The organism is Pullulanibacillus camelliae, assembly GCF_014642655.1.
GTDB classification, from domain to species: domain Bacteria; phylum Bacillota; class Bacilli; order Bacillales; family Sporolactobacillaceae; genus Pullulanibacillus; species Pullulanibacillus camelliae.
The window spans coordinates 143,990-164,710 of record NZ_BMIR01000008.1 but is presented as its reverse complement, the minus strand read 5'-3'; the positions used below and the strand labels follow the sequence as shown (position 1 = coordinate 164,710).

General features: G+C 43.3%; 20 protein-coding genes and 1 CRISPR repeat array. Of the genes, 1 reads left to right on the top strand and 19 read right to left on the bottom strand.

Annotated features, from left to right (window positions below):
• Window positions 1-7: 7 nt before the first annotated feature.
• The 15 genes from sucC to smc form a co-directional block, all read right to left on the bottom strand.
• Window positions 8-1,168, bottom strand: coding sequence for an ADP-forming succinate--CoA ligase subunit beta (gene sucC, locus IEW82_RS10210; RefSeq protein WP_188693273.1), 1,161 nt, complete (start codon window positions 1,166-1,168; stop codon window positions 8-10).
• Window positions 1,169-2,576: 1,408 nt separating this feature from the next.
• The gene (locus tag IEW82_RS10205; RefSeq protein WP_188693270.1) at window positions 2,577-2,861 is read right to left on the bottom strand and encodes an EscU/YscU/HrcU family type III secretion system export apparatus switch protein; all 285 of its coding nucleotides are present in this window, start codon (window positions 2,859-2,861) and stop codon (window positions 2,577-2,579) included.
• On the bottom strand, window positions 2,858-4,102 hold the full coding sequence (locus IEW82_RS10200; RefSeq protein ID WP_188693267.1) for a hypothetical protein: 1,245 nt from the start codon (window positions 4,100-4,102) through the stop codon (window positions 2,858-2,860). Before IEW82_RS10200 ends, IEW82_RS10205 begins: the two co-directional genes overlap by 4 nt.
• A gap of 71 nt (window positions 4,103-4,173) precedes the next feature.
• The gene (rnhB, locus tag IEW82_RS10195; RefSeq protein ID WP_188693264.1) at window positions 4,174-4,944 is read right to left on the bottom strand and encodes a ribonuclease HII; all 771 of its coding nucleotides are present in this window, start codon (window positions 4,942-4,944) and stop codon (window positions 4,174-4,176) included.
• 75 nt (window positions 4,945-5,019) lie between these two features.
• Window positions 5,020-5,883, bottom strand: a complete 864-nt coding sequence (gene ylqF / locus IEW82_RS10190) for a ribosome biogenesis GTPase YlqF (RefSeq protein ID WP_188693261.1) — start codon at window positions 5,881-5,883, stop codon at window positions 5,020-5,022.
• A gap of 34 nt (window positions 5,884-5,917) precedes the next feature.
• Complete coding sequence (gene lepB / locus IEW82_RS10185) at window positions 5,918-6,442, bottom strand: signal peptidase I (protein WP_188693258.1); 525 nt, start codon at window positions 6,440-6,442, stop codon at window positions 5,918-5,920.
• A gap of 512 nt (window positions 6,443-6,954) precedes the next feature.
• Window positions 6,955-7,654: direct repeats of the CRISPR family, unit length 32 nt; unit sequence ATTTCAATCCACGCACTCATGAAGAGTGCGAC.
• A gap of 722 nt (window positions 7,655-8,376) precedes the next feature.
• A complete protein-coding gene (rplS, locus tag IEW82_RS10180; RefSeq protein WP_188693254.1) occupies window positions 8,377-8,718 on the bottom strand; it encodes a 50S ribosomal protein L19 in 342 nt (113 codons plus the stop codon).
• Window positions 8,719-8,916: 198 nt separating this feature from the next.
• Window positions 8,917-9,660: a tRNA (guanosine(37)-N1)-methyltransferase TrmD gene (gene trmD, locus IEW82_RS10175; RefSeq protein ID WP_188693368.1), complete on the bottom strand. Its 744-nt coding sequence runs from the start codon at window positions 9,658-9,660 to the stop codon at window positions 8,917-8,919.
• A complete protein-coding gene (gene rimM / locus IEW82_RS10170; RefSeq protein ID WP_188693250.1) occupies window positions 9,650-10,177 on the bottom strand; it encodes a ribosome maturation factor RimM in 528 nt (175 codons plus the stop codon). The genes trmD and rimM overlap by 11 nt, the downstream gene beginning before the upstream one ends.
• A gap of 78 nt (window positions 10,178-10,255) precedes the next feature.
• Complete coding sequence (locus IEW82_RS10165) at window positions 10,256-10,486, bottom strand: KH domain-containing protein (RefSeq protein WP_188693247.1); 231 nt, start codon at window positions 10,484-10,486, stop codon at window positions 10,256-10,258.
• Window positions 10,487-10,498: 12 nt separating this feature from the next.
• Window positions 10,499-10,771 carry a 30S ribosomal protein S16 gene (rpsP, locus tag IEW82_RS10160; protein ID WP_188693244.1) on the bottom strand — a complete coding sequence of 91 codons (273 nt, stop codon included), beginning with the start codon at window positions 10,769-10,771 and terminating at the stop codon, window positions 10,499-10,501.
• 66 nt (window positions 10,772-10,837) lie between these two features.
• Window positions 10,838-12,184 carry a signal recognition particle protein gene (gene ffh / locus IEW82_RS10155; RefSeq protein ID WP_188693240.1) on the bottom strand — a complete coding sequence of 449 codons (1,347 nt, stop codon included), beginning with the start codon at window positions 12,182-12,184 and terminating at the stop codon, window positions 10,838-10,840.
• Between the two features lie 11 nt (window positions 12,185-12,195).
• Entirely contained in the window at window positions 12,196-12,528 is a 333-nt protein-coding gene (locus IEW82_RS10150; RefSeq protein WP_188693237.1) for a putative DNA-binding protein, read from the bottom strand.
• A 90-nt stretch (window positions 12,529-12,618) separates the two neighbouring features.
• Complete coding sequence (ftsY, locus tag IEW82_RS10145; protein WP_188693234.1) at window positions 12,619-13,629, bottom strand: signal recognition particle-docking protein FtsY; 1,011 nt, start codon at window positions 13,627-13,629, stop codon at window positions 12,619-12,621.
• A gap of 31 nt (window positions 13,630-13,660) precedes the next feature.
• A complete protein-coding gene (gene smc, locus IEW82_RS10140) occupies window positions 13,661-17,224 on the bottom strand; it encodes a chromosome segregation protein SMC (protein ID WP_188693231.1) in 3,564 nt (1,187 codons plus the stop codon).
• Between the two features lie 148 nt (window positions 17,225-17,372).
• Here smc and IEW82_RS10135 point away from each other — a divergent pair, with 148 nt between their 5' ends.
• Window positions 17,373-17,597 carry a DUF1128 domain-containing protein gene (locus IEW82_RS10135; RefSeq protein WP_188693228.1) on the top strand — a complete coding sequence of 75 codons (225 nt, stop codon included), beginning with the start codon at window positions 17,373-17,375 and terminating at the stop codon, window positions 17,595-17,597.
• A gap of 95 nt (window positions 17,598-17,692) precedes the next feature.
• On the opposite strand, the gene rnc is transcribed toward IEW82_RS10135, so the two are convergent.
• From rnc to fabD, 4 genes are all read right to left on the bottom strand, one after another.
• Complete coding sequence (gene rnc / locus IEW82_RS10130; protein ID WP_373285713.1) at window positions 17,693-18,436, bottom strand: ribonuclease III; 744 nt, start codon at window positions 18,434-18,436, stop codon at window positions 17,693-17,695.
• Between the two features lie 187 nt (window positions 18,437-18,623).
• Window positions 18,624-18,860: an acyl carrier protein gene (gene acpP, locus IEW82_RS10125; RefSeq protein ID WP_188693223.1), complete on the bottom strand. Its 237-nt coding sequence runs from the start codon at window positions 18,858-18,860 to the stop codon at window positions 18,624-18,626.
• A gap of 155 nt (window positions 18,861-19,015) precedes the next feature.
• Window positions 19,016-19,759 (bottom strand): 3-oxoacyl-[acyl-carrier-protein] reductase, encoded by a 744-nt coding sequence (gene fabG, locus IEW82_RS10120; RefSeq protein WP_188693365.1) that lies wholly within the window; start codon window positions 19,757-19,759, stop codon window positions 19,016-19,018.
• Window positions 19,756-20,703: an ACP S-malonyltransferase gene (gene fabD / locus IEW82_RS10115; protein ID WP_188693219.1), complete on the bottom strand. Its 948-nt coding sequence runs from the start codon at window positions 20,701-20,703 to the stop codon at window positions 19,756-19,758. The genes fabG and fabD overlap by 4 nt, the downstream gene beginning before the upstream one ends.
• Between the last annotated feature and the right edge of the window lie 18 nt (window positions 20,704-20,721).

Below are 20,721 nucleotides of genomic sequence, written 5' to 3'. Positions count from 1 at the left end.
CACCTTTCTATTTGACGAGAGATACAATTTTCTGAGCAGCATCCGCCATGGATTCTGCAGCAGTGATGTTAAGACCAGATTCGTTAAGCAATTTTTTACCCAATTCGACATTTGTTCCTTCCAGACGAACAACAAGAGGAATTTCGAGTCCTACCTCTTTGGTTGCTTGAATAACACCCGTTGCAATATCATCGCATTTCATGATACCGCCAAAGATGTTAACAACAATGCCTTTAACATTAGGATCTGAAAGAATGATTTTAAAGGCTGCTGTCACCTTTTCAGCTGTCGCACCGCCACCAACATCCAAGAAGTTAGCAGGTTCACCGCCATAGAATTTAATAATATCCATGGTTGCCATAGCAAGTCCAGCACCATTGACCATCATGCCGATATTGCCATCTAATGCGGTATAGTTAAGGTCATACTTAGAGGCTTCGATCTCTTTTTCATCTTCCTCAGCAAGATCGCGAAGCTCCAAGATTTCTGGATGGCGATAAAGGGCATTATCGTCAAAGTTTAATTTGGCATCAAGAGCGATAACCTGACCATCACCTGTTGTTACAAGTGGGTTGATTTCAGCGATTGAGCAATCCTTTTCAATGAAAACATTATAAAGCCCAATCATAAATTTAGCTGCCTTATTCACCAATTCTGTTGGAATGTTAATGTTAAAGGCAAGCCGTTTGGCTTGGAATGGAAGCAGGCCAATAGCAGGATCAATGGTTTCCTTGAAGATTTTCTCAGGCGTTTTTGCAGCTACTTCTTCAATTTCAGTTCCACCTTCTTCTGATCCCATCATGACAATGCGCGATGAATCACGATCGAGAACAAGACCGATATAATATTCACTTTTAATATCGCTGCCTTCTTCAATCAGTAGGCGCTTAACCTCTTTCCCTTCAGGGCCTGTTTGATGCGTAACGAGCGTTTTACCTAAAAGCTCTTCAGCATATGTACGTACTTCATCAAGAGACTTTGCTAGTTTGACACCACCAGCTTTACCACGGCCGCCAGCATGAATTTGTGCTTTAACGACCTTTACTTTTGAATCGAGTGATTCAGCGGCCTTTACTGCCTCATCTACTGTGAAAGCAACTTTACCATTTGGAACTGGCACACCGTATTGTCTCAAGAGATCTTTTCCTTGATACTCATGAATGTTCACGATTACAACCTCCTATCATCTTAAGTAAAACAAAAACAACTGCTTCTTTATTGTATAAAAGAATGTCTAGATTTGTCCACTATTTGGTCAATTCTTATCAATGGTAATGATTAGACAAGAAAACTTGGCTCATCCTTCACCCCTTCGCTAAGCATACCCTGATGTTCGTGCGTCTGCACTCACACACTAAGGTTGCACCATTTTGGCACTCCTGATGTTCGTGCGTCTGCACTCACACACTAAGGTTGCACCATTTTGGCGCTGTGGCGAAAACAGACAACGAATCAGTTGCAAAGTGATATGGGTCTAGCCTACACCTAAAAACTGACTGATGGCATCGAACAAGAAGGAATCCATGGGACACCCAAAAAATTAAAGAAGGCTCGAGCTTCTTGATGGAAACCTGCGAAAACGCTAAGGGATATCTCCAGCAATTTGATGAAATCGGCTCATAAATCAGTAAAAAGGCGACCAAAACTTAAATTTGTATCGCCTTTTTTAACGCAGCCCTCTTATGTTACTTTAAAACCGTCAATTTTCAGTATCACGGTAATTTGGTTGGTTATATTTGGAACAACAAAATAGGCGAATCTGAACAAACGATAACAAAACAAGCCGTAAGCTAACAAAAAGAGAACAAATCTGGGGTGCAAGCTTCCAAATCGAGATGCAAGCGCAACAACAGGGAAGGCCAGAGAACAAATGCCGATTTCAAAATAACAAAAGGCCTGACATTTTAATAAAAGGCCTGATCAAAATAACAACTAAAACTTGAAGTTAACAAATAAGGAACAAAACCGAGGGGCAAGCTTCCAAATCGAGATGCGAGCGCAACAAAAGGCAGAGGCAAGAGACAAATGCCAGTTGCAACGCCACAAAAGCCGGTGGCATTTTAATAAATGCCGGTGGCAAATAGCAAAAGTCCCTGACAGTAAGAAATCCCGGGATATTTAAGAGCAAACTTAGCCTTTCTTGCATGGCATAGCTGATGTGATTTTGCAAATCACCAATTAAGCTTCACGTGGCGAAAGTCAACTTATACTATAGACTGGCAACGAAAAGTTATACTTTTCTTGTCGTATAAGAAAAAACGGGCAAAAAGCATGCACGGTCCTTGTCTGAGTATAGTCATATATGGTAGATGCTTCATTGCACGGCAAGCGGATGGGAGCGCAAGGCATGAGAAATTCGGAACACTCTAAAATCGTGTGTTCCTGAATCGTTGCTGACTCACAATGTGAGACTAGAGTTCTGCGAGAAGTGGGAGATCAGTAAGACCTTAGCAGGACGCAGCACGAGGAGGCTTAGCACTCCCCCGTGGAGAAAGCGAGCAGCCTGGAGCGGAAACATGCACGATCCATTCCAGGCGCACTCAAATTTTTATAAATTCTTATCATTTAAAAATTAACTACCGTTCCATCTCTTTATCCATTGTATAAACAAAGGCAAAAATCTCGGATACTGCCTGATAAAGCTCAGGAGGAATCGCCTCACCTAAATCGAGCGCACTTAACATGGCGACTAAGGTCTCGTCCTGTTGAATTGGAATATTATGAGCTTTGGCAAGCGCAATGATTTTCTCTGCCGTTTCCTGAATGCCTTTGGCCGTCAATTTAGGCGCTGCATCCTTATCAGCATGATAAGTAAGGGCCACTGCTTTTTTTGTCGGTGGATAGCGATGATACTCCTTCATATTCTCACATCCATTGCTTGTTGATTTCCCTTAAACAAATTTTTCATCTGTTCAAGCTGACCCGTGGTTTGTCTGAGAGAGACTAAACGATAATCAAGCTCCGCCAATTTTTGAGTAATCAATGGGCGATAGTGTTCTAAAACTTCCGTTAAATCACGCTCATCATTATATAGAGTGACTGTCAATGTCTTCCCCTGCACTAAAATTTTAATCACTGTGTCCCCAAGATTGGAAAAAGCAAAGGCGAAAAGAATATTGTGGTAATCTATAGCCTGGCCCTCTTCATGATCATCTTGGTTTTTTCTTTCCCAAAGCAATTGAACATCTTTAAATTGGTGTTGAAATAAAAGAGGTAAAGTGAAAAGATATTGAACAAGAGAACGGTCAATATGAACAGATTGGAGCTGTTGTCCAGTGATTGTTGTCAATAAATTTTGAAATAAATTTTTGTCCGAATTTTCCCCTTCTTCGCTCAATAAAAACAGCAAGAGTGTTTTTAAACTCTGCGAGACATCCGGTTTGTGATCAGGAGCAGATTGAAAAAGTCGTCCTTCATGAAAATAGCCCATGCGATTTAAAATATCATATAACCAATTATCCGCGGGATGTTGATCTAAATTTGGCCAAGTTGACAAGAATTCGGCCAGCTTCGCAGCATTCGGAGAAGCCAGCTCCCCCGATGTTTGCAGCATCGTCATGAGCTGATTAAGCGATTCAGAAGGCTGTGGTGTTGATTTAAAAGCAGAAAGCTGCCGAAATAATGAGGCATCAAGGGGAAGCTGGTGCCGAATCATCTGCTCAATCACATCCAAATCGGCTTCATTTAAGTGGCTCCCACCTACCATTCTTTGTACCGAACGGATTAAAGAGGCTTGAATGGGAAGATCCTTGTCTAAAAAAAAGTTTAATAGAGTTGTTGTCTGCTTTGTATTAGGGAGTGACAACTTTTGGATAAGCTCTGCAAAGTTATTTGTGGTCCCGCCGCTTTCATTAGACGTTACAGTATTGATAATTTTTAATAAAGCACGGTCTCTTTGATTCAGAAACTGAAAGAGATAAGATTTACCGGCTTCAACAGGTACTTCCACATCAGATTTGACGACGCGTCCGCCTACCTCAACTAGCACTTCTGTATCATTATTAAGTAACCCGAGAACTTTCCCCTTAAATATTTGGCCGTCAAAGAGACGCAGCTGGCTAGGCTGTGTGCCTTCACTCGGACCAACTGGTGGTATCAACACGTTGTGCCACTCCCTTCTTATCACAAAGAATACAGTGCTCAATTTCTACCAAGGCTAATGCCAGCATTATTTTACTTTAGCCATTCTTTTATCGGAGAAAAACTCTTACGGTGTTCTGGACAAGGCCCTAAGCGCGCGATGGCCTCTAAGTGCGCCTTCGTTCCATATCCATGGTGATCTGTAAAGGCATAGCCTGGGTACCGCTCATCTAGCGCTTCCATCATCCGATCTCTTGTTTCTTTAGCAATGATGGAGGCACTGGCAATGGAGACGCTCCGCGCATCACCTTTTGTAATGGCATGTTGTTTGATGTTAAGCGGGACGGTCATCGCATCAACGAGCAGGTAACTTGGCTTAACTTCCAGATGTTGAACCGCTCGTTGCATGGCGAGCTTCGTCGCTTGATAAATATTGACAGTATCTATTTCCTGGGAAGAAGCAAGCCCCACCCCAACAGCAAGCGCCTTTTCTTGTATTTCCTCATAAAGCCGCTGACGCTGTTTGCGGCTCAGCTGCTTCGAATCGTTGACACCGATGATGGGAATCTCCCGATCAAGAATGACTGCAGCAGCTACTACAGGGCCTGCTAAAGGGCCTCTCCCCGCTTCGTCTATCCCCGCGACTTGCGCGTAGCCTTTATCGTAGAGCCCCTCTTCAAAGGACAGCATGCGCTCATAACGCTCGATAAGAACCTGTTGCTTGGCCTGACGCTTTTCCCATTGAGTCAATAAAGCTTTGACACCTTTTCGCTCATCGCTTTCTAGCTGCTCCCGCTCCTCTATAGTCAATGTATGCTTTTCTTCTAAAAAACTGGCAATATCTTTTATTGATGATGATCGCATAAAGAACCATCCTTTTATCTCAGTTCATATTTATTATCTGCTTATTAATACTATCGGTTATGCCGATTACTATTTTTAGGCTTGGTAATCTGCTGGCACTTCCAATGTGACTCTTCCTAATTTTTGACTGCGAAAATCTCTAACTATAATTTCAGCAGTTTTGTCATAGTCAATCAAGCCGCCACTCATCAAACACCCGCGTTTTTTGCCAATTTCATCATAGAGTCCGACCAGCTCTAATGCATGTAAGTCACCAGATAAACCATATCGAGAAATCAACGCATCAGGATAATTCTGTACCAAATAGCGTAATATGTAGGTCGCAATCTCTTCGTAATCAATGACTTCATCTTTTATAGCTCCAGTAGCTGCAAGCCGTAAACCGACAATCTGGTCTTCAAATTTTGGCCATAAAATCCCTGGTGTGTCTAGCAGTTGAAGGCTATTGCCAACCTTGATCCATTGCTGAGTTTTTGTAATGCCAGGACGATCACCAATCTTGGCGATTTTTTTATTAGCCAATCGATTAATCAGCGTTGATTTTCCAACGTTCGGGATCCCTAAAATCAGCGCGCGGTCAGCTCTTGGATTAACCCCTTTATCGATGAGACGCTTTCGTCTTTCATATGTCAGTTGACTGACGCTGGCAGCGAGCTTATCTGTTCCTGCTCCAGTTTGCGAATTCACGGCAATCGTGCTGAAGCCTTTCTGTTGATAGTAGTTTTGCCACTTTTCTGTTCGCTTGGAATCGGCTAAATCACTTTTATTCAGGATGACTAACCTTGGCTTTTGCCCTGCAATCTCGTCCACTAAAGGATTTCTCGACGACTCAGGTATTCTTGCATCGACGAGCTCTATAACAACATCGATTTGTTTCATTTTTTCAATCATTTCCCGTTTGGCTTTTGCCATATGCCCGGGATACCATTGAATTGGCATAAGGATTCACCTACCATTCAAAATAATTAACATGTTATATTAAAGATTTGATGTCTTTCAACGGCCAAAACACGAAGTCGGTTCGCCCCACAATTTGTGCTATGGGTATGGGGCCAAGATTGCGACTGTCATGACTTTCCCTGCGATTATCACCTAAAACAAATACTGTTCCCTTTGGAACCTTTGTTTTAAAATTATAAGTGGATAGACCAGTGAGGGTCACATCCTTATTCGAAAAGGGTTCATCCACTTTCTTCCCATTAACATATAAGACATCCTGCTTATATTCTATCGTCTCTCCGGGTAATCCAATCACTCTTTTAATATAATTAGCATTTGCTTCCGCATGAAAGACGACGACATCAAAGCGTTGCGGTTTTTTTATTCTATATATCAATTTGTTAACCAGCGCATATTCATGAGAGTGTAGGGTTGGCTGCATAGATGCCCCTTCCACCATGATCTGCTCGAAAACAAAAATACGTATGACGAAAGCAAGAATGATTGCCAATATCAAAGGTGTGATCATTCCCCAAGACTTTCTTTTTTTCTGAGACATCTTTATCGTGCCCCCTTTGACAACTAATCCTTTACCAAGCTTATCGTCCATTCAAACAGCCTTTTTATCCATTATAGCCAAGAGATGTATCCCTTCATCCTTAGGTCCCCTCTTTGAAGGACAAAGATATAAAGCAACACGCGTGAATGTAAAGTTCCTTGAAGTATCTAAGAAAAACCGGGCGAAAATAAAGCATGCCCGGTCCTTGTCCTTAGTATAGAGCATCATCCAATATGAAAGAGGCTTCATTGCCTGGTCAAGTGGATGGGAGCGCAAGGCGCGAGACTCCTGCGGGAACAGCACGCGTCCGAAGATCCATTTTGGAGCACCCTTCATCCATTCCAAAATTAGCTGAGGCCACTAAGGACGATCAGCTAAAAACGTCACGTCCTGTGACAACACCGACCCTACCCACATCGTGTGGTCATGAGAAAAGCGAGCTGCCCGGAGCAGAATCGCGCACCGTCCTCATGACCAGAAATTTTATACTTTCTGATCTTTTTATAGGCAGGATTTCAATCCACGCACTCATGAAGAGTGCGACTCCCAAAGGGATTAAATTCGCCTTTTGGCATGGAATTTCAATCCACGCACTCATGAAGAGTGCGACCATGGATTTTTATTTAACAGACGGATCAAATAATAATTTCAATCCACGCACTCATGAAGAGTGCGACTAACAGATGCAGTTCAGCCGAAGAAAAAGGCTAAATTTCAATCCACGCACTCATGAAGAGTGCGACAAACTTGTTATTCGAATGAGCAAGCCAGTCAATGCATTTCAATCCACGCACTCATGAAGAGTGCGACGGCAATCGGCAAGCAATTACCGAACATGGACGCAAAATTTCAATCCACGCACTCATGAAGAGTGCGACTTAATTTCTTTGGCCAACCACTCTGCAGCCTTTTTATTTCAATCCACGCACTCATGAAGAGTGCGACGTACAAGGTTGGTGGGATTTATTGGTATGACAATGATTTCAATCCACGCACTCATGAAGAGTGCGACCAAGTGACCACCCTCTCATAATCATTTGCTAGTTATTTCAATCCACGCACTCATGAAGAGTGCGACCCCTCTCCATCTTCAAACATTCGACAGATAGAGGGATTTCAATCCACGCACTCATGAAGAGTGCGACACGACTACGGTTTTTCCCGTCCTTAAGTTGCGCGCATTTCAATCCACGCACTCATGAAGAGTGCGACAGCGGAAGTTAGTAAAAAAACCTTAATCATTTCTTTTTTTTACCAAAAATACATTTTTGTTATCCAAAAAAATTTATAATTGGAAATAAAGGGAATTAAAATAGACTTCTATTTGGTGCGAATCTCCCTAGTATTTTATGTTCGCTTTACATTCGCACCTAGAATGCCATCTTTTATAAACCTAGTATAACATGCTGCTCCTCATTTGCGACAAGCGAGCCAATGAGATGGAGTCGGTTCAGGTTAGTCTTTTAGGATGGCTGTTTGGCTATTTTGCATAGGGTTTTTATTAAAACAGGCACGCCTTTTGGTCATTTTGTTAAGTTGCCTACACCATGTGTTACGCTCACATCCGGATTTGGAAACTTGACTCCTGGATTTGTTCGTTATTTGTTAATTTGGACGCGTCTTTTGTTAAAATACCCAGACCTTTTGTTCTCTTGCCTCTCTCTTTTGTTACATTCGGGACATCACTTGGAAACGCTCACCACTATTTGTTAGCATTCAATCAATAGCGGAAATCGGGCAACTGCGCGGCAAATGAGTCTACCGCTACTTGCCACAAAGCTTTATATCTTCTTCCCTTTTAAAAAAAGGAGCTTGAAGAAGCTCCTTTTGGGCGACGCATTTTATGTATAGTGTGAAAAAAGACTGCTTGACCAGAAAGCGTCTCGCAGTCTCTTTCCTCAGTCTAGTTTTATGCAACCAGACCTTGTGTGTTATTATCTGCTTTTAATACGCGCTGCTTTACCACGAAGATTACGTAGATAATAAAGCTTCGCACGACGGACTTTACCACGACGCACAATTTCAAGCTTTTCGATTTTTGGTGTATGAACAGGGAAAGTTCTTTCTACACCAACACCGTAGGAAATCTTACGTACAGTAAACGTTTCGCTAATTCCACCACCGCGGCGCTTAATAACCACACCTTCGTACATTTGGATACGTTCACGTTGACCTTCGACAACTTTAACATGTACTCGAACTGTATCACCAGGACGGAAATCAGGAAGATCCGTTCTTAACTGTTCTTTAGTAATTTCATCAATAATAGATTGCATAATGCCCCTCCTTCCAACAAATGCTCTTATAATGTCCAATAGCCATTACAGCGGAACACAGTAATCACTGGCATTTTGCCACAAAAATCATGATACCATATGATCCGGTCACATGCAAGGCTTTCTTCTATGTACTGCGGCCTATCAAAAAGGCGATTAAAGCTAGAATTCACAGGCTACTTAAGTTTTCTTTCCTTGTTATCCGTTCTTCTTAGCTTGCTGCCAGTCGTTTATCCATTGCTTCTCTTGCTCACTAAGCGGATAATTCTCTAATAAATCCGGCCGACGCTCAAACGTACGCCTTAATGACTCTTTATGACGCCAAGCCTCAATGTTTTTGTGATGACCGGATAAGAGGACCTCAGGCACCTTCATACCGCGAAAATCTGCGGGTCGCGTATACTGTGGATGCTCAAGTAGGCCATTGGAAAAGGAATCTGCGATAGGGGAGGCCTCATTACCTAAAACTCCCGGCAAAAGTCTGACTACGCTATCAATCATCACCATCGCTGGTAGCTCGCCACCAGTCAACACATAATCGCCAATGGATAGCTCGTCCGTTACCAAGTGCTCGCGAATCCGTTCATCATAGCCTTCATAATGCCCGCAAATAAAGATGAGGTGTTCTTCCTTTGAAAGCTCTACAGCCTTTTGGTGGTCAAAGCGCTCGCCCTGAGGTGTCATAAGAATCACGCGAGGCTTCGCTTTGGCCTGTGCCGTAACATGGTCAACAGCATCAAATAGTGGCTGGGCAGTAAGGACCATCCCTGCGCCTCCACCATATGGATAATCATCCACACGATGATGTTTGTCTAAAGAAAAATCACGATAATCCGTGACATGAAAAGAAGCCAAGTCATTATCCGCAGCCTTCTTTAGAATGGAGGATTGAAAGACACCGGTGAACATATCAGGAAACAGCGACAACACATCAATCTGCATCATCGATCAGCCCCTCCATTAAATGGACCGTAATCCGTTTTGCCTGGACATCCACCTGTTTGACGACCTCTTCAATATAAGGGAGTAAAACATCCTTTTTCCCTTTGCGATCAACTACCCACACATCATTCGCACCCGGTGAAAGGATTTCCTTTACCTTGCCTAAACAAATCCCCGTATCAGAATAAACCTCACAGCCGACGATTTCATGATAATAATATTCATCCTCTGGTAGCGCTGTGAGTGCCTCTTCAGTAACATAGAGCGTTTGTCCTTTCAAGGGAAGCACTGCATTAATCCCATCAAGGGCTTTGAATTTAAGCAAATCAAATTGCTTGTGACGACGATGGCTTTCAACGGTTACAGCTTGCTTATCCGCTTGGCGGTCTTCGCCAGCATATAGCACACTGCCTTGTGCATAGCGTTCATCAGGGAAATCGGTGCGGCTGATGACACGTACCTCACCATGAATCCCATGTGTATTGACAATTTTTCCTACATTAAACCATTCTGTCAATCCTATCAACCTCTTTAGTCAACTTTTATCCTTCTTCAAAAAAAGAGGAAAGGCTCATGTCCTCTCCCCTTTATCTCTTTATTCCTGTATCGTTAAAGTGACGTTTTCTTGATGAGACAAACCCGCAGCATGAACAACGGATCGGATCGCACTAGCCGTGCGGCCGTGCTTGCCAATCACCTTTCCCATATCTTCTTTATTAACGGAGAGGGTATAATTCACTCGCGATGCCTCTTGTTCTGCTATGATGCGCACGTCTTCAGGATAATCTACCAGTGGACAGACGACCGCTTTGATCAGCTCATCCATAAAACCGTCTCCTTACTTTGCTGATTTAGACTGATGGAACTTCTCTAGTAAACCTTCATTGGAGAAAAGATTGCGTACTGTATCTGAAGGCTTCGCACCTTTTGACATCCAATCCAGTGCTTTCGCTTCATCAATTTTAACCTCAGCAGGCTGAGCGATTGGGTTATACGTACCAATTTGCTCGATAATACGACCGTCACGTGGTGAACGTGAATCAGCCACAACTACACGATAGAAAGGACGTTTTTTTGAACCCATGCGTTTTAAACGAATTTTTACTGCCATTTTTGTAAACACTCCTATTTTTCTTAAATAAATTTAGTTTTATATAATGTAAACAGCTATTGCTAATTACATGAAAGGTAAATTGAACGGATTTTTCTTCTTCTTGCCTTTGGTGCCACCCATCATCTGCTTCATCATTTTCTTCATATCTTTGAATTGCTTTAGCAGACGATTGACATCTTGAATCGAAGTGCCGCTTCCGTTCGCAATACGGCGCTTACGACTTGCATTGATAATGTCCGGCTCCTCTTTTTCCTCAGAAGTCATCGAGCGAATGATCGCCTCGACATGCCCGATTTGCTTATCATCGATTTGAATATTTTTCATGCCTTTTAGCTTATTTGCACCAGGCATCATCGACAGCAATTCATCGAGTGGCCCCATCTTGCGCACCTGACCAATCTGTTCAAGGAAGTCATCAAACGTAAAGCTCATTGTGCGCATTTTCTTTTCCATATCCTTGGCCTTTTGCTCATCCATATCCTGCTGAGCCTTTTCAATGAGTGTTAAAACATCACCCATACCAAGGATACGCGAAGCCATGCGATCAGGATGGAAAGGTTCAAGAGCATCCAGCTTCTCGCCCGTTGCCGCAAATTTAATCGGCTGTCCTGTTACAGCTTTTACAGAAAGCGCTGCGCCACCTCGCGTGTCACCATCTAGCTTTGTTAGAATGACACCTGTGAGGTTTAAACGCTCGCTAAAGCTTTCCGCAACGTTAACCGCATCTTGCCCCGTCATGGCATCGACAACTAAAAAGGTTTCATCAGGCTTAACCGCTGCCTCAATGCGCTGCAGCTCTTCCATCATTTCTTCATCGACATGTAAGCGTCCGGCCGTATCGATCAAAACAACGTCATGATGCTCTTCCTTAGCCTTTTCGACACTCTGTGCTACAATATCGACGGGGTCAGCATCCTCACCCAGTGAGAACACAGGCATATTCAGCTGTTTGCCAAGGGTTTGCAGTTGTTTGATTGCGGCTGGTCGATAGACATCGGCAGCGACGAGCAAAGGATTTTTATTAAACTGTTTGCGCACATAGTTCGCCAGCTTACCATTCGAGGTGGTTTTACCGGCACCTTGTAGACCGACCAGCATGATCACTGTCGGGGGTTTACTCGCAAGGTTAAGCTTGCTTTGCTCTCCGCCCATGAGCTCAGTCAGTTCGTCTTGAACCACTTTAATGACCTGTTGCCCAGGCGTCAGACTCTTCAAGACCTCTTGACCAATGGCTCTTTCTTTCACGCGATTAATAAAATCTTTAACGACCTTAAAGTTAACATCTGCCTCTAGCAATGCGAGACGAATTTCTCGCGTCATTTGCTTCACATCAGCTTCAGAAACCTTGCCCTTACCCCTGATCTTCTTAAATGTCTCCTGAAGTCGGTCGGCTAAACTTTCAAATGCCATCTGGCCGCCTCCTAATCTAGATTCTCAATGCCTTCAATCATCTCAATAGCCTGTTGCTTTGAAAATGGCTCTTTATCAAGAAGCGCTCGTAGTTCTTCTAATCGCGAGGAACGCTCCGTATATTTTTCGTAAAGGTGAAGATGACTCTCAAAATCATCGAGAAGGGTTTCGGTACGCTTTAGATTATCGTAAACTGCTTGTCTCGACACACCAAAATTTTCAGCAATTTCACCAAGAGAAAAATCATCGACATAATATAAATCCATATATTTGCGTTGTTTTTCTGTCAGAAGAGAGTGATAAAAATCATAAAGTGCGTTGACATATAATTTTTTCTCTAGCATAAGCTCCACCTTGTAAAGTTATTATCCTTTACACAACAACTATCATAAACGACAGCAGCATTCTCTGTCAAGTCTCTTTTCTTTTCAGAGCTATTCAGCTTGATTCGCCTCTTCATTCTCTTCATCTTCTGAGAGCATATCTGCAAAAAGACCGTAGACAAAAGCATCCGCGTCAAACGGTTGAATATCGTCAATCCCTTCACCCAAGGTGACAAACTTAACAGGGAGATCAAGCTCATTGCGAATAGCAAAGACAATGCCCCCTTTTGCGGTTCCGTCAAGCTTTGTCAATACGATGCCTGTCACATCCGTTGCCTGGCCAAAGGTCTTCGCTTGACTCAAAGCGTTCTGCCCTGTCGTGGCATCTAAGGCTAACAACACTTCATGCGGAGCCCCAGGAAGCTCGCGGGCAATCACGCGTTTCACCTTTTCAAGCTCTTTCATCAAATTCACTTTGTTCTGCAGGCGACCTGCCGTATCACAAATCAGGATATCAACACCACGGGATTTGGCAGCGGCCAGCGCATCGAAAACAACTGCGGCAGGATCAGAGCCTTCCTGATGCTTGATGACATCTACGCCTGCTCGCTCGCCCCAAATTTCCAGTTGCTCAATTGCTCCTGCGCGAAAGGTGTCCCCTGCTGCTAGAAGGACTTGCTTTCCTTCTTGTTTGAAACGATTGGCTAGCTTTCCGATCGTCGTTGTTTTCCCCACACCATTAACCCCTACGAATAATAGGACAGTCAAACCATCAGGATTCATGTGGATGCCGGAGTCTTCGTCCTCTTTTTGAAGCATGCCTGCCAATACTTCTGCAATCACTTCTCGAAGGGCTTCCGTGTCTTTAATATTTCGGCTTCTGGCCTCGTCCTTTAGCTGTTCAACAATCTCCATCACTGTATTGACACCGACATCTGCACCGATTAAAATATCTTCCAATTCCTCAAAAAATTCTTCGTCCACCTTGCGATAGCGTTTGACTAGATTATTCACTTTAGAAGCAACGGATTGTCGCGTTTTGGTCAACCCTGATTTAAATTTACTTGTTACCGAGTCATTTTTTCCGGTCAGTTTACTTTTTATCTTATTTAGAAAGCCCATGTTATCCTCCTTCATTTGCCGCGAGAGCCATTTAACCCACAAGCTCCTGTGTCTCTTCTAGTCTAACGGAAACGAGCTTCGATACTCCAGATTCCTGCATGGTTACCCCATAAAGAACATCTGCTTTTTCCATCGTCCCTTTACGGTGAGTCACCACAATAAATTGAGTTTCCAAGCTAAAATCCTTTAAGAATTTTGCATAACGGTCAACATTGGCGTCATCTAAAGCCGCCTCAACCTCATCAAGAACACAAAACGGAACAGGACGGACTTTAAGAATGGCAAATAATAACGCAATCGCCGTAAGCGCCCGTTCTCCGCCAGATAACAGCGATAAATTTTGCAGCTTTTTACCCGGTGGTTGCGCCAGGATATCGACACCTGTATAAAGCAGATCCTCTGGATCGGTTAACACAAGATCTGCTTTTCCGCCCCCAAATAACGCTTTAAAGACCTCTCTGAAATGTTCTCGAACACTATCAAAGGTTTCCTTAAATCGCTTGCGCACTTCTTCATCCATTTCATCAATCACACCTAGAAGTGTCTCTTTTGCTTGCAGCAAATCTTCACGCTGCTCTGTTAAAAATTTTAAACGTGTCGATACGCGTTCATATTCTTCAATCGCTCCAAGATTGACCGTACCTAATTCTTCGATCGATCGCTTTAACAGACGGACTTGTTTCTTTGCTTCCTCGACATCAAGCTCCAAGGGATACTTCTCCTTAGCGGCTTCATAGCTTAACTCATAGTCTTCACGCAAATGGTTTAGAAGATTATCCAATTCAACGTCTAAGCGTTCTAAGGCAATTTCTTCTCTTCTAAGCATGTCTTCCGTCCCACGATATAAGCGCTTGATTTCTTTAAGCTCCAATTCTCCTGATTGGAGGCCGTCGTGAAGAGAAAACCTTTCTTTCCTGCGCTCACTAATCCAAGTTGTTAAGGCTTCTTTATCTTCTCGACAGGAGGCGATTTGACGATCCATTTCTTCATAGCTCATCTGCTGATTGCTTAGATTATTGTCCAAATCATGCAGTGCCTCCGTAATCGTATCAAGCTCCTTGATGATAGCGGAGAGCTCAGACTGACGTCGTTCTACCTTTTCTTCTTGACTATTATAGCTCTCTTGTTGTCGCGCCACTGCTACTTTTAGATCTGTAATTTCAGTCTGCAATAGCGCTTTGGTTTCATCTTGATTCTTTTTCTGATGCGTAATTGTTTCGATTTCAGCATTCATTTCTGTTTGTTTATGAGCAAGGGCATCAAGCTCTTTAGTTAAAAAATTGAGACGTTCGAGCATTTCTTCACTTTCATGCGCTTGCCCCTCGCGATCCCGCTCTAAAAGCGCCAAACGTTCACAAGACGTGCGCAAGTCATAAATTAATTCTTTGAGTGCAGCATCCGCCTCACGCTGTTCACCTTCTAACTGAGCCAATACCTTTTGCTGATGTTCGCGCTGCTCACGTCCTGTTTTTATGGCCGCCTGAACATCATGTAATTTGGTGAGGTGATCGGCTTTCTTCTGCTTCATCTCTACGAGCTGCTTATCCAATTGCTCAATTTCTCTTTGTCGTCCAAGAAGATTCGTCGTCGTCTGCTTACGACTTCCCCCAGACATGGCCCCTCCCGGACTGATGACATCTCCATCAAGCGTAACGATGCGATAGCGATAATGAACCCTTTTGGCTAATGCTGTTGCTCCACTAATATCCTTCGCCACTAAAATGTGCCCCAGAAGATGACCGACAATTGCATGATATTGATTATCATAGCTGACCAAGCTTGCACCTACACCAACGAAGGCCTCATGCTCTCTGAGCATGCGCAAATCTGCTTCAGAAACCGTTCGCGCCTTGATGACTGAAAGCGGTAGAAAGGTCGCGCGTCCTGCTTTCCGTTGTTTGAGATAGTGAATGGCCTGCTGTGCATCGGTTTCTCCACTGACAACAATATGTTGCATCGCTGCGCCTAAAGCAGTCTCTACAGCAACTTCATAAGCTTTGTTCACTCTGACTAGCTCAGCAACGGCACCATGAATCCCTTTGAGTGTCGACTTTCTTGCCTTGAGAACTGTTTTCACACCACCGTAAAACCCTGCAAAGTCATCTTCCATTTCCTTCAGCATATCGCGTCTTGATTCTGCGCGATGGATGACGTTTTCCATTTGCTGCAGTGTTTCTCTCAACTTTTCTAAAGTCTGCTGCCTGCTTTGCAGCTCACGGGTGAGCTGCTCAAAGGCGGCTTTGTTTTCTGCCACCTGTTCATTCACACGCTGCAGGCGTTCTTCAGCCTCTGCCCGTTTTTCCTCGATGGTTAGTGTTGTTTCTTTTACCTGCTCATAATCATGGGCAATGCGCTCACCTTTTGATTGCAGCTGTTCCTTTTGATCGGTTAAATAACGTGATTCATTGCGAAAAGAAGCCTGCTGGTTCAAAAGCTCAAAATAATCCGATTTAAGCTGTTCAAGATGCGCTTCAATATCTTGTTCAAAATGATTCAAACGATGTGTTTTTTCCTTCAGCTCATCTTGCAACACTTCCAACTGCTGCTTTTGCTGATCGCGGGCAGCTTGTTCGTCCTCTAAGAGTGCCTCTTCAGAGGAACGCCGCTCTTTCAGCATCTCCAGACGCTCTTCTAATTGTTCAGCATTTTCCTTCGCATGCTTTTGTCGCTCTTCCAGCACTTTTTTATTGCCTTCATATTTCTCAAGGAGCTCACTGGACAACAAAAGTGACGCCTGTAGCTCTTCAATGGATTGATCCAGAGCTTGAATGTGTCCACGCATCTTCTCATGCTTTGCTTCCGTGCTACTGATTACGCTTGCTTGCTCAATCTCTTTCTCTTTAAGCGTTTGAACCGTCTCTGTATGCTTCTCCCATTTATCATGCGTGACCTGTATATCATGAGCAAGAACAGCGACTTCAATGGCTTCCAACTGCTCTTTTTTCTCAAGATAATCCTTGGCGATGGAGGCTTGTTCCTCCAATGGTTCAACTTGCCCTTCTAATTCATAAAGAATGTCTTCCACACGATTGAGATTTTCTTGAGACTCGTCCAGCTTCTTTTCAGCACTTTGCTTGCGGGTTTTATACTTTAGAACACCAGCAGCTTCTTCAAAAATTCTCCGCTTATCCTCAGCCTTACTATTGAGAATCTCATCGATTTTACCTTGACTGATGATCGAATAGGCCTCTCTGCCTAGGCCTGAGTCCATAAATAAGTCAACAATATCCTTCAAGCGACATCTCTGTCCATTAAGAAGAAACTCACTTTCTCCTGAACGAAACACCCGTCTTGTTACACTGATCTCCGTGTAATCTACATTCATATAGTGATCCGTATTATCGAGGACGAGCGTGACCTCCGCCATGTTAAGCGAGCGCTTTGAATCACTTCCAGCGAAAATGATATCTTCCATTTTCGTTCCGCGCAACGACTTGGCTGATTGTTCACCAAGCACCCACTTAATCGCATCGGTGATATTGCTCTTTCCGCTCCCATTCGGTCCCACAACGGCCGTAACTCCTGAGACAAAATCAATGGTTACTTTTTGTGCAAATGATTTAAAGCCTAATATTTCTAACTGTTTGAGGAACATAATACAGCCTCCCGTTATTCTAGCCCTTCTATTTTATAATAATAAATAAGAGAAGGAAAGATGAGTTTTCACAGAGGTCTTGAGTTTCTGATGGGGATCGGGTTAGAATAAAAGATATTCCCTAGCAGTCGATGAAGGAGGAGCATGAGTGGATTTAACTTTAAAAAGCGATGAAAATATCGACTTTATGATTGAAAGTATTAAAAACAAGCTGCAATTGGTCAATCGCGACATTTTAAAAGCAAGTTCTTTTTCAACCGAACGCTATGATGAACTTCATGATATTTATAAAATGGTAAATAAAATGCCTTCTTTTAGCATTCGCGACATGGAGGCGATATTAGAAGAACTGCGAGCGTTGCGTAACGATTAATTGAGGAAACAACCCCGAGCCTTTTCGCATCGGGGTGTTTTCGCACTTCATATAGCCATTCATTATCCGATAAATAGGCTGTGATACTTCTTGCATCATTCAGATGACAGGGAATACTTTAAGCCTGCTAGACCTTCCTGAGCCGCCTTTTGCTCAGATTCTTTTTTTGTCCGCCCCTTTCCACTGCCGATTTGCTTTCCATCTAACATGACAGTGGAAACAAACTCACGATGGTGAGCAGGCCCTTGCTCAGAAACCACTTCATAGCTCAGGGTTCCTTTATTCCATCTTTGCACAACCTCTTGCAACTGGCTTTTAAAATCCATCACATGGGAAAAAGCACCCTCATCAATTTTTGGATAAACGATTTGTTCTAAAAATCGATTGACTGTAGCTAAGCCCTGGTCCAAATAAAGAGCACCGATAAACGATTCAAATACATCCTCCAATAAAGCTGGTCTGTGGCGCCCTCCTGTCGCTTCCTCTCCACGTCCTAAAAAAATCATATCCGCAAAATCCATCTCATTTGCGAATGAAACGAGTGAAGCCTCACAAACAATTGCCGCTCGTAATTTTGTTAGATCGCCTTCCTTCATGGCTGGATACTTTCTGAACAAATAGTTGGAAACTAATAACTCCAGCACTGCGTCACCAAGAAATTCTAACCGCTCATTATCTTCCCGAGCATATTTGCGATGCTCATTCACATATGATGAATGTGTGAATGCTTGTTTAAGCAAAGTTTCATTATTAAATGACAAATGATATTTATGTAAGAATTGGTGTAGCCTTTCAGTTAATGTCTTTTCATATATCTGTGACCGTTTAGCTTTTGACAAAACTGGTCCTCCTTCCCGAGCTATAAAATTAAGGCGGGTTTTTAAACCCCTATAGATTGTCATTCTTTATAAAACTTCAAGGCAGCGTACTTATTCTTTTCACGACGATGCAATAGGCTAGGCTACCTTCCGATCGTATAAATTGAAAGTCCCGAATGATTAAGTTCGGGACTTCTTCATACTGAGCTTATTTATGGTTTTCTATGTATTCCACAACATCGCCCACTGTAAGAATTTTCTCTGCATCTTCATCGGAAATTTCAAGATCAAACTCATCTTCTAATTCCATAACGAGCTCAACTACATCGAGCGAATCTGCTTCCAAATCTTCTTTAAAAGAAGCCTCTGGTTTCACATCAGCTTCATCAACGTCGAGGCGATCAGCTACGATCTTTTTGACGCGACCTAAAATATCTTCAGCCAATGGTGTCACCTCCCCTCAGGTCTTCACTCTCATTGTAATTCATTTTGAATCGGTAGGTAAAGACAAACTTTATTTTAACTGTCTACTTTCATCTGGTCAATAACCTTTGAAAGGATTATTCTATTAAGAACAATCGTGGACACGCCATATAAATATTATCCCATCACCATGCCGCCGTCAACACAGAGTATTTGCCCAGTCATATAATCACTTGCATCGCCCGCTAAAAACAACACCACTTTTGCGACCTCTTCCGGATCACCAAAGCGAGCCAGCGGGATCTGAGAGAGCATCGTTGCTTTAATATCCTCTGGCAAGCGATCAGTCATTTCAGTAGCGATGAAGCCTGGAGCCACTGCATTCACTGTAATTTGTCGTGAAGCAAGCTCACGCGCAGAAGACTTTGTCAGCCCTATGACACCAGATTTCGCTGCCACATAGTTCGCTTGGCCAGCATTTCCGATAAGGCCAACAACAGAGGCAATATTAATGATTTTTCCACGCTTTTGCTTCATCATGGGACGCGTCACAGCTTTGGTTGTATTAAATACACCTTTTAAATTTGTATTAATAACAGCATCCCAATCTTCCTCTTTCATTCTCATGATAAGATTATCTTTTGTAATGCCCGCATTATTTATTAAAATATCTATTGAACCAAAGGTCGTTGTCACCTGTTTGACCATATCCTGCACAGCTTGAGCATTTGAAACGTCACATTGAACAGCGAAGGCATCAGAACCAGCCGCCTTAATAAGATCAACAACTTCTTGAGCTCGCGCCTCACTTCCCGAATAATTCACAGCTACTTTCACACCGTTTTGCCCAAGAGCAATAGCAATCGCTCGACCAATTCCTCGGGATGCTCCTGTTACTAACGCTACCTTACCCTCCATTATCCTTCACCTCTTTTTAAACTTTCCACCGCTTGCTGGAGTGTTTCTAAGTCACCCACAGCATGTATTGTCGCCTTGCGATCAACCTTTTTGACAAGACCTGATAATACTTTTCCAGGACCCACTTCAACAAAGGTATCCACGCCTAGATCAATAAGCTTCTGAACGCTTTCCGCCCAACGCACAGGGGAATAAAGCTGCTGGATTAGAAGCTCTTGAATGACCTGCGAATCGGTCACTGTATCAGCCGTCACATTCGCCACCACTGGAATTTTTGCAGCTTGAATCTCCGCAGCTTCTAAAACGGATTGGAATTTCGCAGCCGCTGGGCGCATTAATTCTGAATGAAACGGGCCGCTAACATTCAATGGGATGACACGCTTTGCCCCAGCATCTTTAGCGCGTTCTGATGCCTTTTCAACACCTGTTGCAGTTCCAGAAATAACAATTTGACTGGAGCTATTTAAATTGGCTAACTGCACAGTATCTCCCGCATCAGATACTGCCTTACAAACCGCTGCGAGACTATCGGCTTTTAAACCTAATACAGCAGCCATTGCCCCTTGTCCAGCCGGTACAGCTTCATCCATCAATAATCCACGGTGACGCACGGCATAAACCGCATCATCAAAGGTCATTGAGCCTGCTGCTACCAGTGCACTGTACTCGCCCAAACTATGCCCAGCCACAAAATCAGGCACGATGCCCTCATCTTGCAATAAGGCTTGCAGCGCCGCGCTAACTGTCAAAAGTGCTGGCTGCGTATTTTCTGTTCGTGTCAGCACGTCCTCAGGACCATTTAAAATGATCTCCGTTAAACCCATACCTAATTTTTCGTCCGCTTTTTCAAAATAGGTGCGTGCCTTATCATTCTGTTCGATTAAATCTTTTCCCATACCGACAAATTGTGAACCTTGTCCCGGAAAAATAAATGCCACTTTTCCCATTTCTTATATCCTCCTTAT

What these genes read in the sequence shown, in the direction of transcription:
- rpsP (WP_188693244.1), bottom strand. Translation starts at nt 10,771, where the DNA reads ATGGCAGTAAAAATTCGTTTAAAACGCATGGGTTCAAAAAAACGTCCT.
- ffh (WP_188693240.1), bottom strand. Translation starts at nt 12,184, where the DNA reads ATGGCATTTGAAAGTTTAGCCGACCGACTTCAGGAGACATTTAAGAAG.
- rplS (WP_188693254.1), bottom strand. Translation starts at nt 8,718, where the DNA reads ATGCAATCTATTATTGATGAAATTACTAAAGAACAGTTAAGAACGGAT.
- lepB (WP_188693258.1), bottom strand. Translation starts at nt 6,442, where the DNA reads ATGTCTCAGAAAAAAAGAAAGTCTTGGGGAATGATCACACCTTTGATA.
- smc (WP_188693231.1), bottom strand. Translation starts at nt 17,224, where the DNA reads ATGTTCCTCAAACAGTTAGAAATATTAGGCTTTAAATCATTTGCACAA.
- IEW82_RS10205 (WP_188693270.1), bottom strand. Translation starts at nt 2,861, where the DNA reads ATGAAGGAGTATCATCGCTATCCACCGACAAAAAAAGCAGTGGCCCTT.
- IEW82_RS10165 (WP_188693247.1), bottom strand. Translation starts at nt 10,486, where the DNA reads ATGGATGAGCTGATCAAAGCGGTCGTCTGTCCACTGGTAGATTATCCT.
- ylqF (WP_188693261.1), bottom strand. Translation starts at nt 5,883, where the DNA reads ATGCCAATTCAATGGTATCCCGGGCATATGGCAAAAGCCAAACGGGAA.
- IEW82_RS10150 (WP_188693237.1), bottom strand. Translation starts at nt 12,528, where the DNA reads ATGCTAGAGAAAAAATTATATGTCAACGCACTTTATGATTTTTATCAC.
- trmD (WP_188693368.1), bottom strand. Translation starts at nt 9,660, where the DNA reads ATGCAGATTGATGTGTTGTCGCTGTTTCCTGATATGTTCACCGGTGTC.
- rnhB (WP_188693264.1), bottom strand. Translation starts at nt 4,944, where the DNA reads ATGCGATCATCATCAATAAAAGATATTGCCAGTTTTTTAGAAGAAAAG.
- fabD (WP_188693219.1), bottom strand. Translation starts at nt 20,703, where the DNA reads ATGGGAAAAGTGGCATTTATTTTTCCGGGACAAGGTTCACAATTTGTC.
- ftsY (WP_188693234.1), bottom strand. Translation starts at nt 13,629, where the DNA reads ATGGGCTTTCTAAATAAGATAAAAAGTAAACTGACCGGAAAAAATGAC.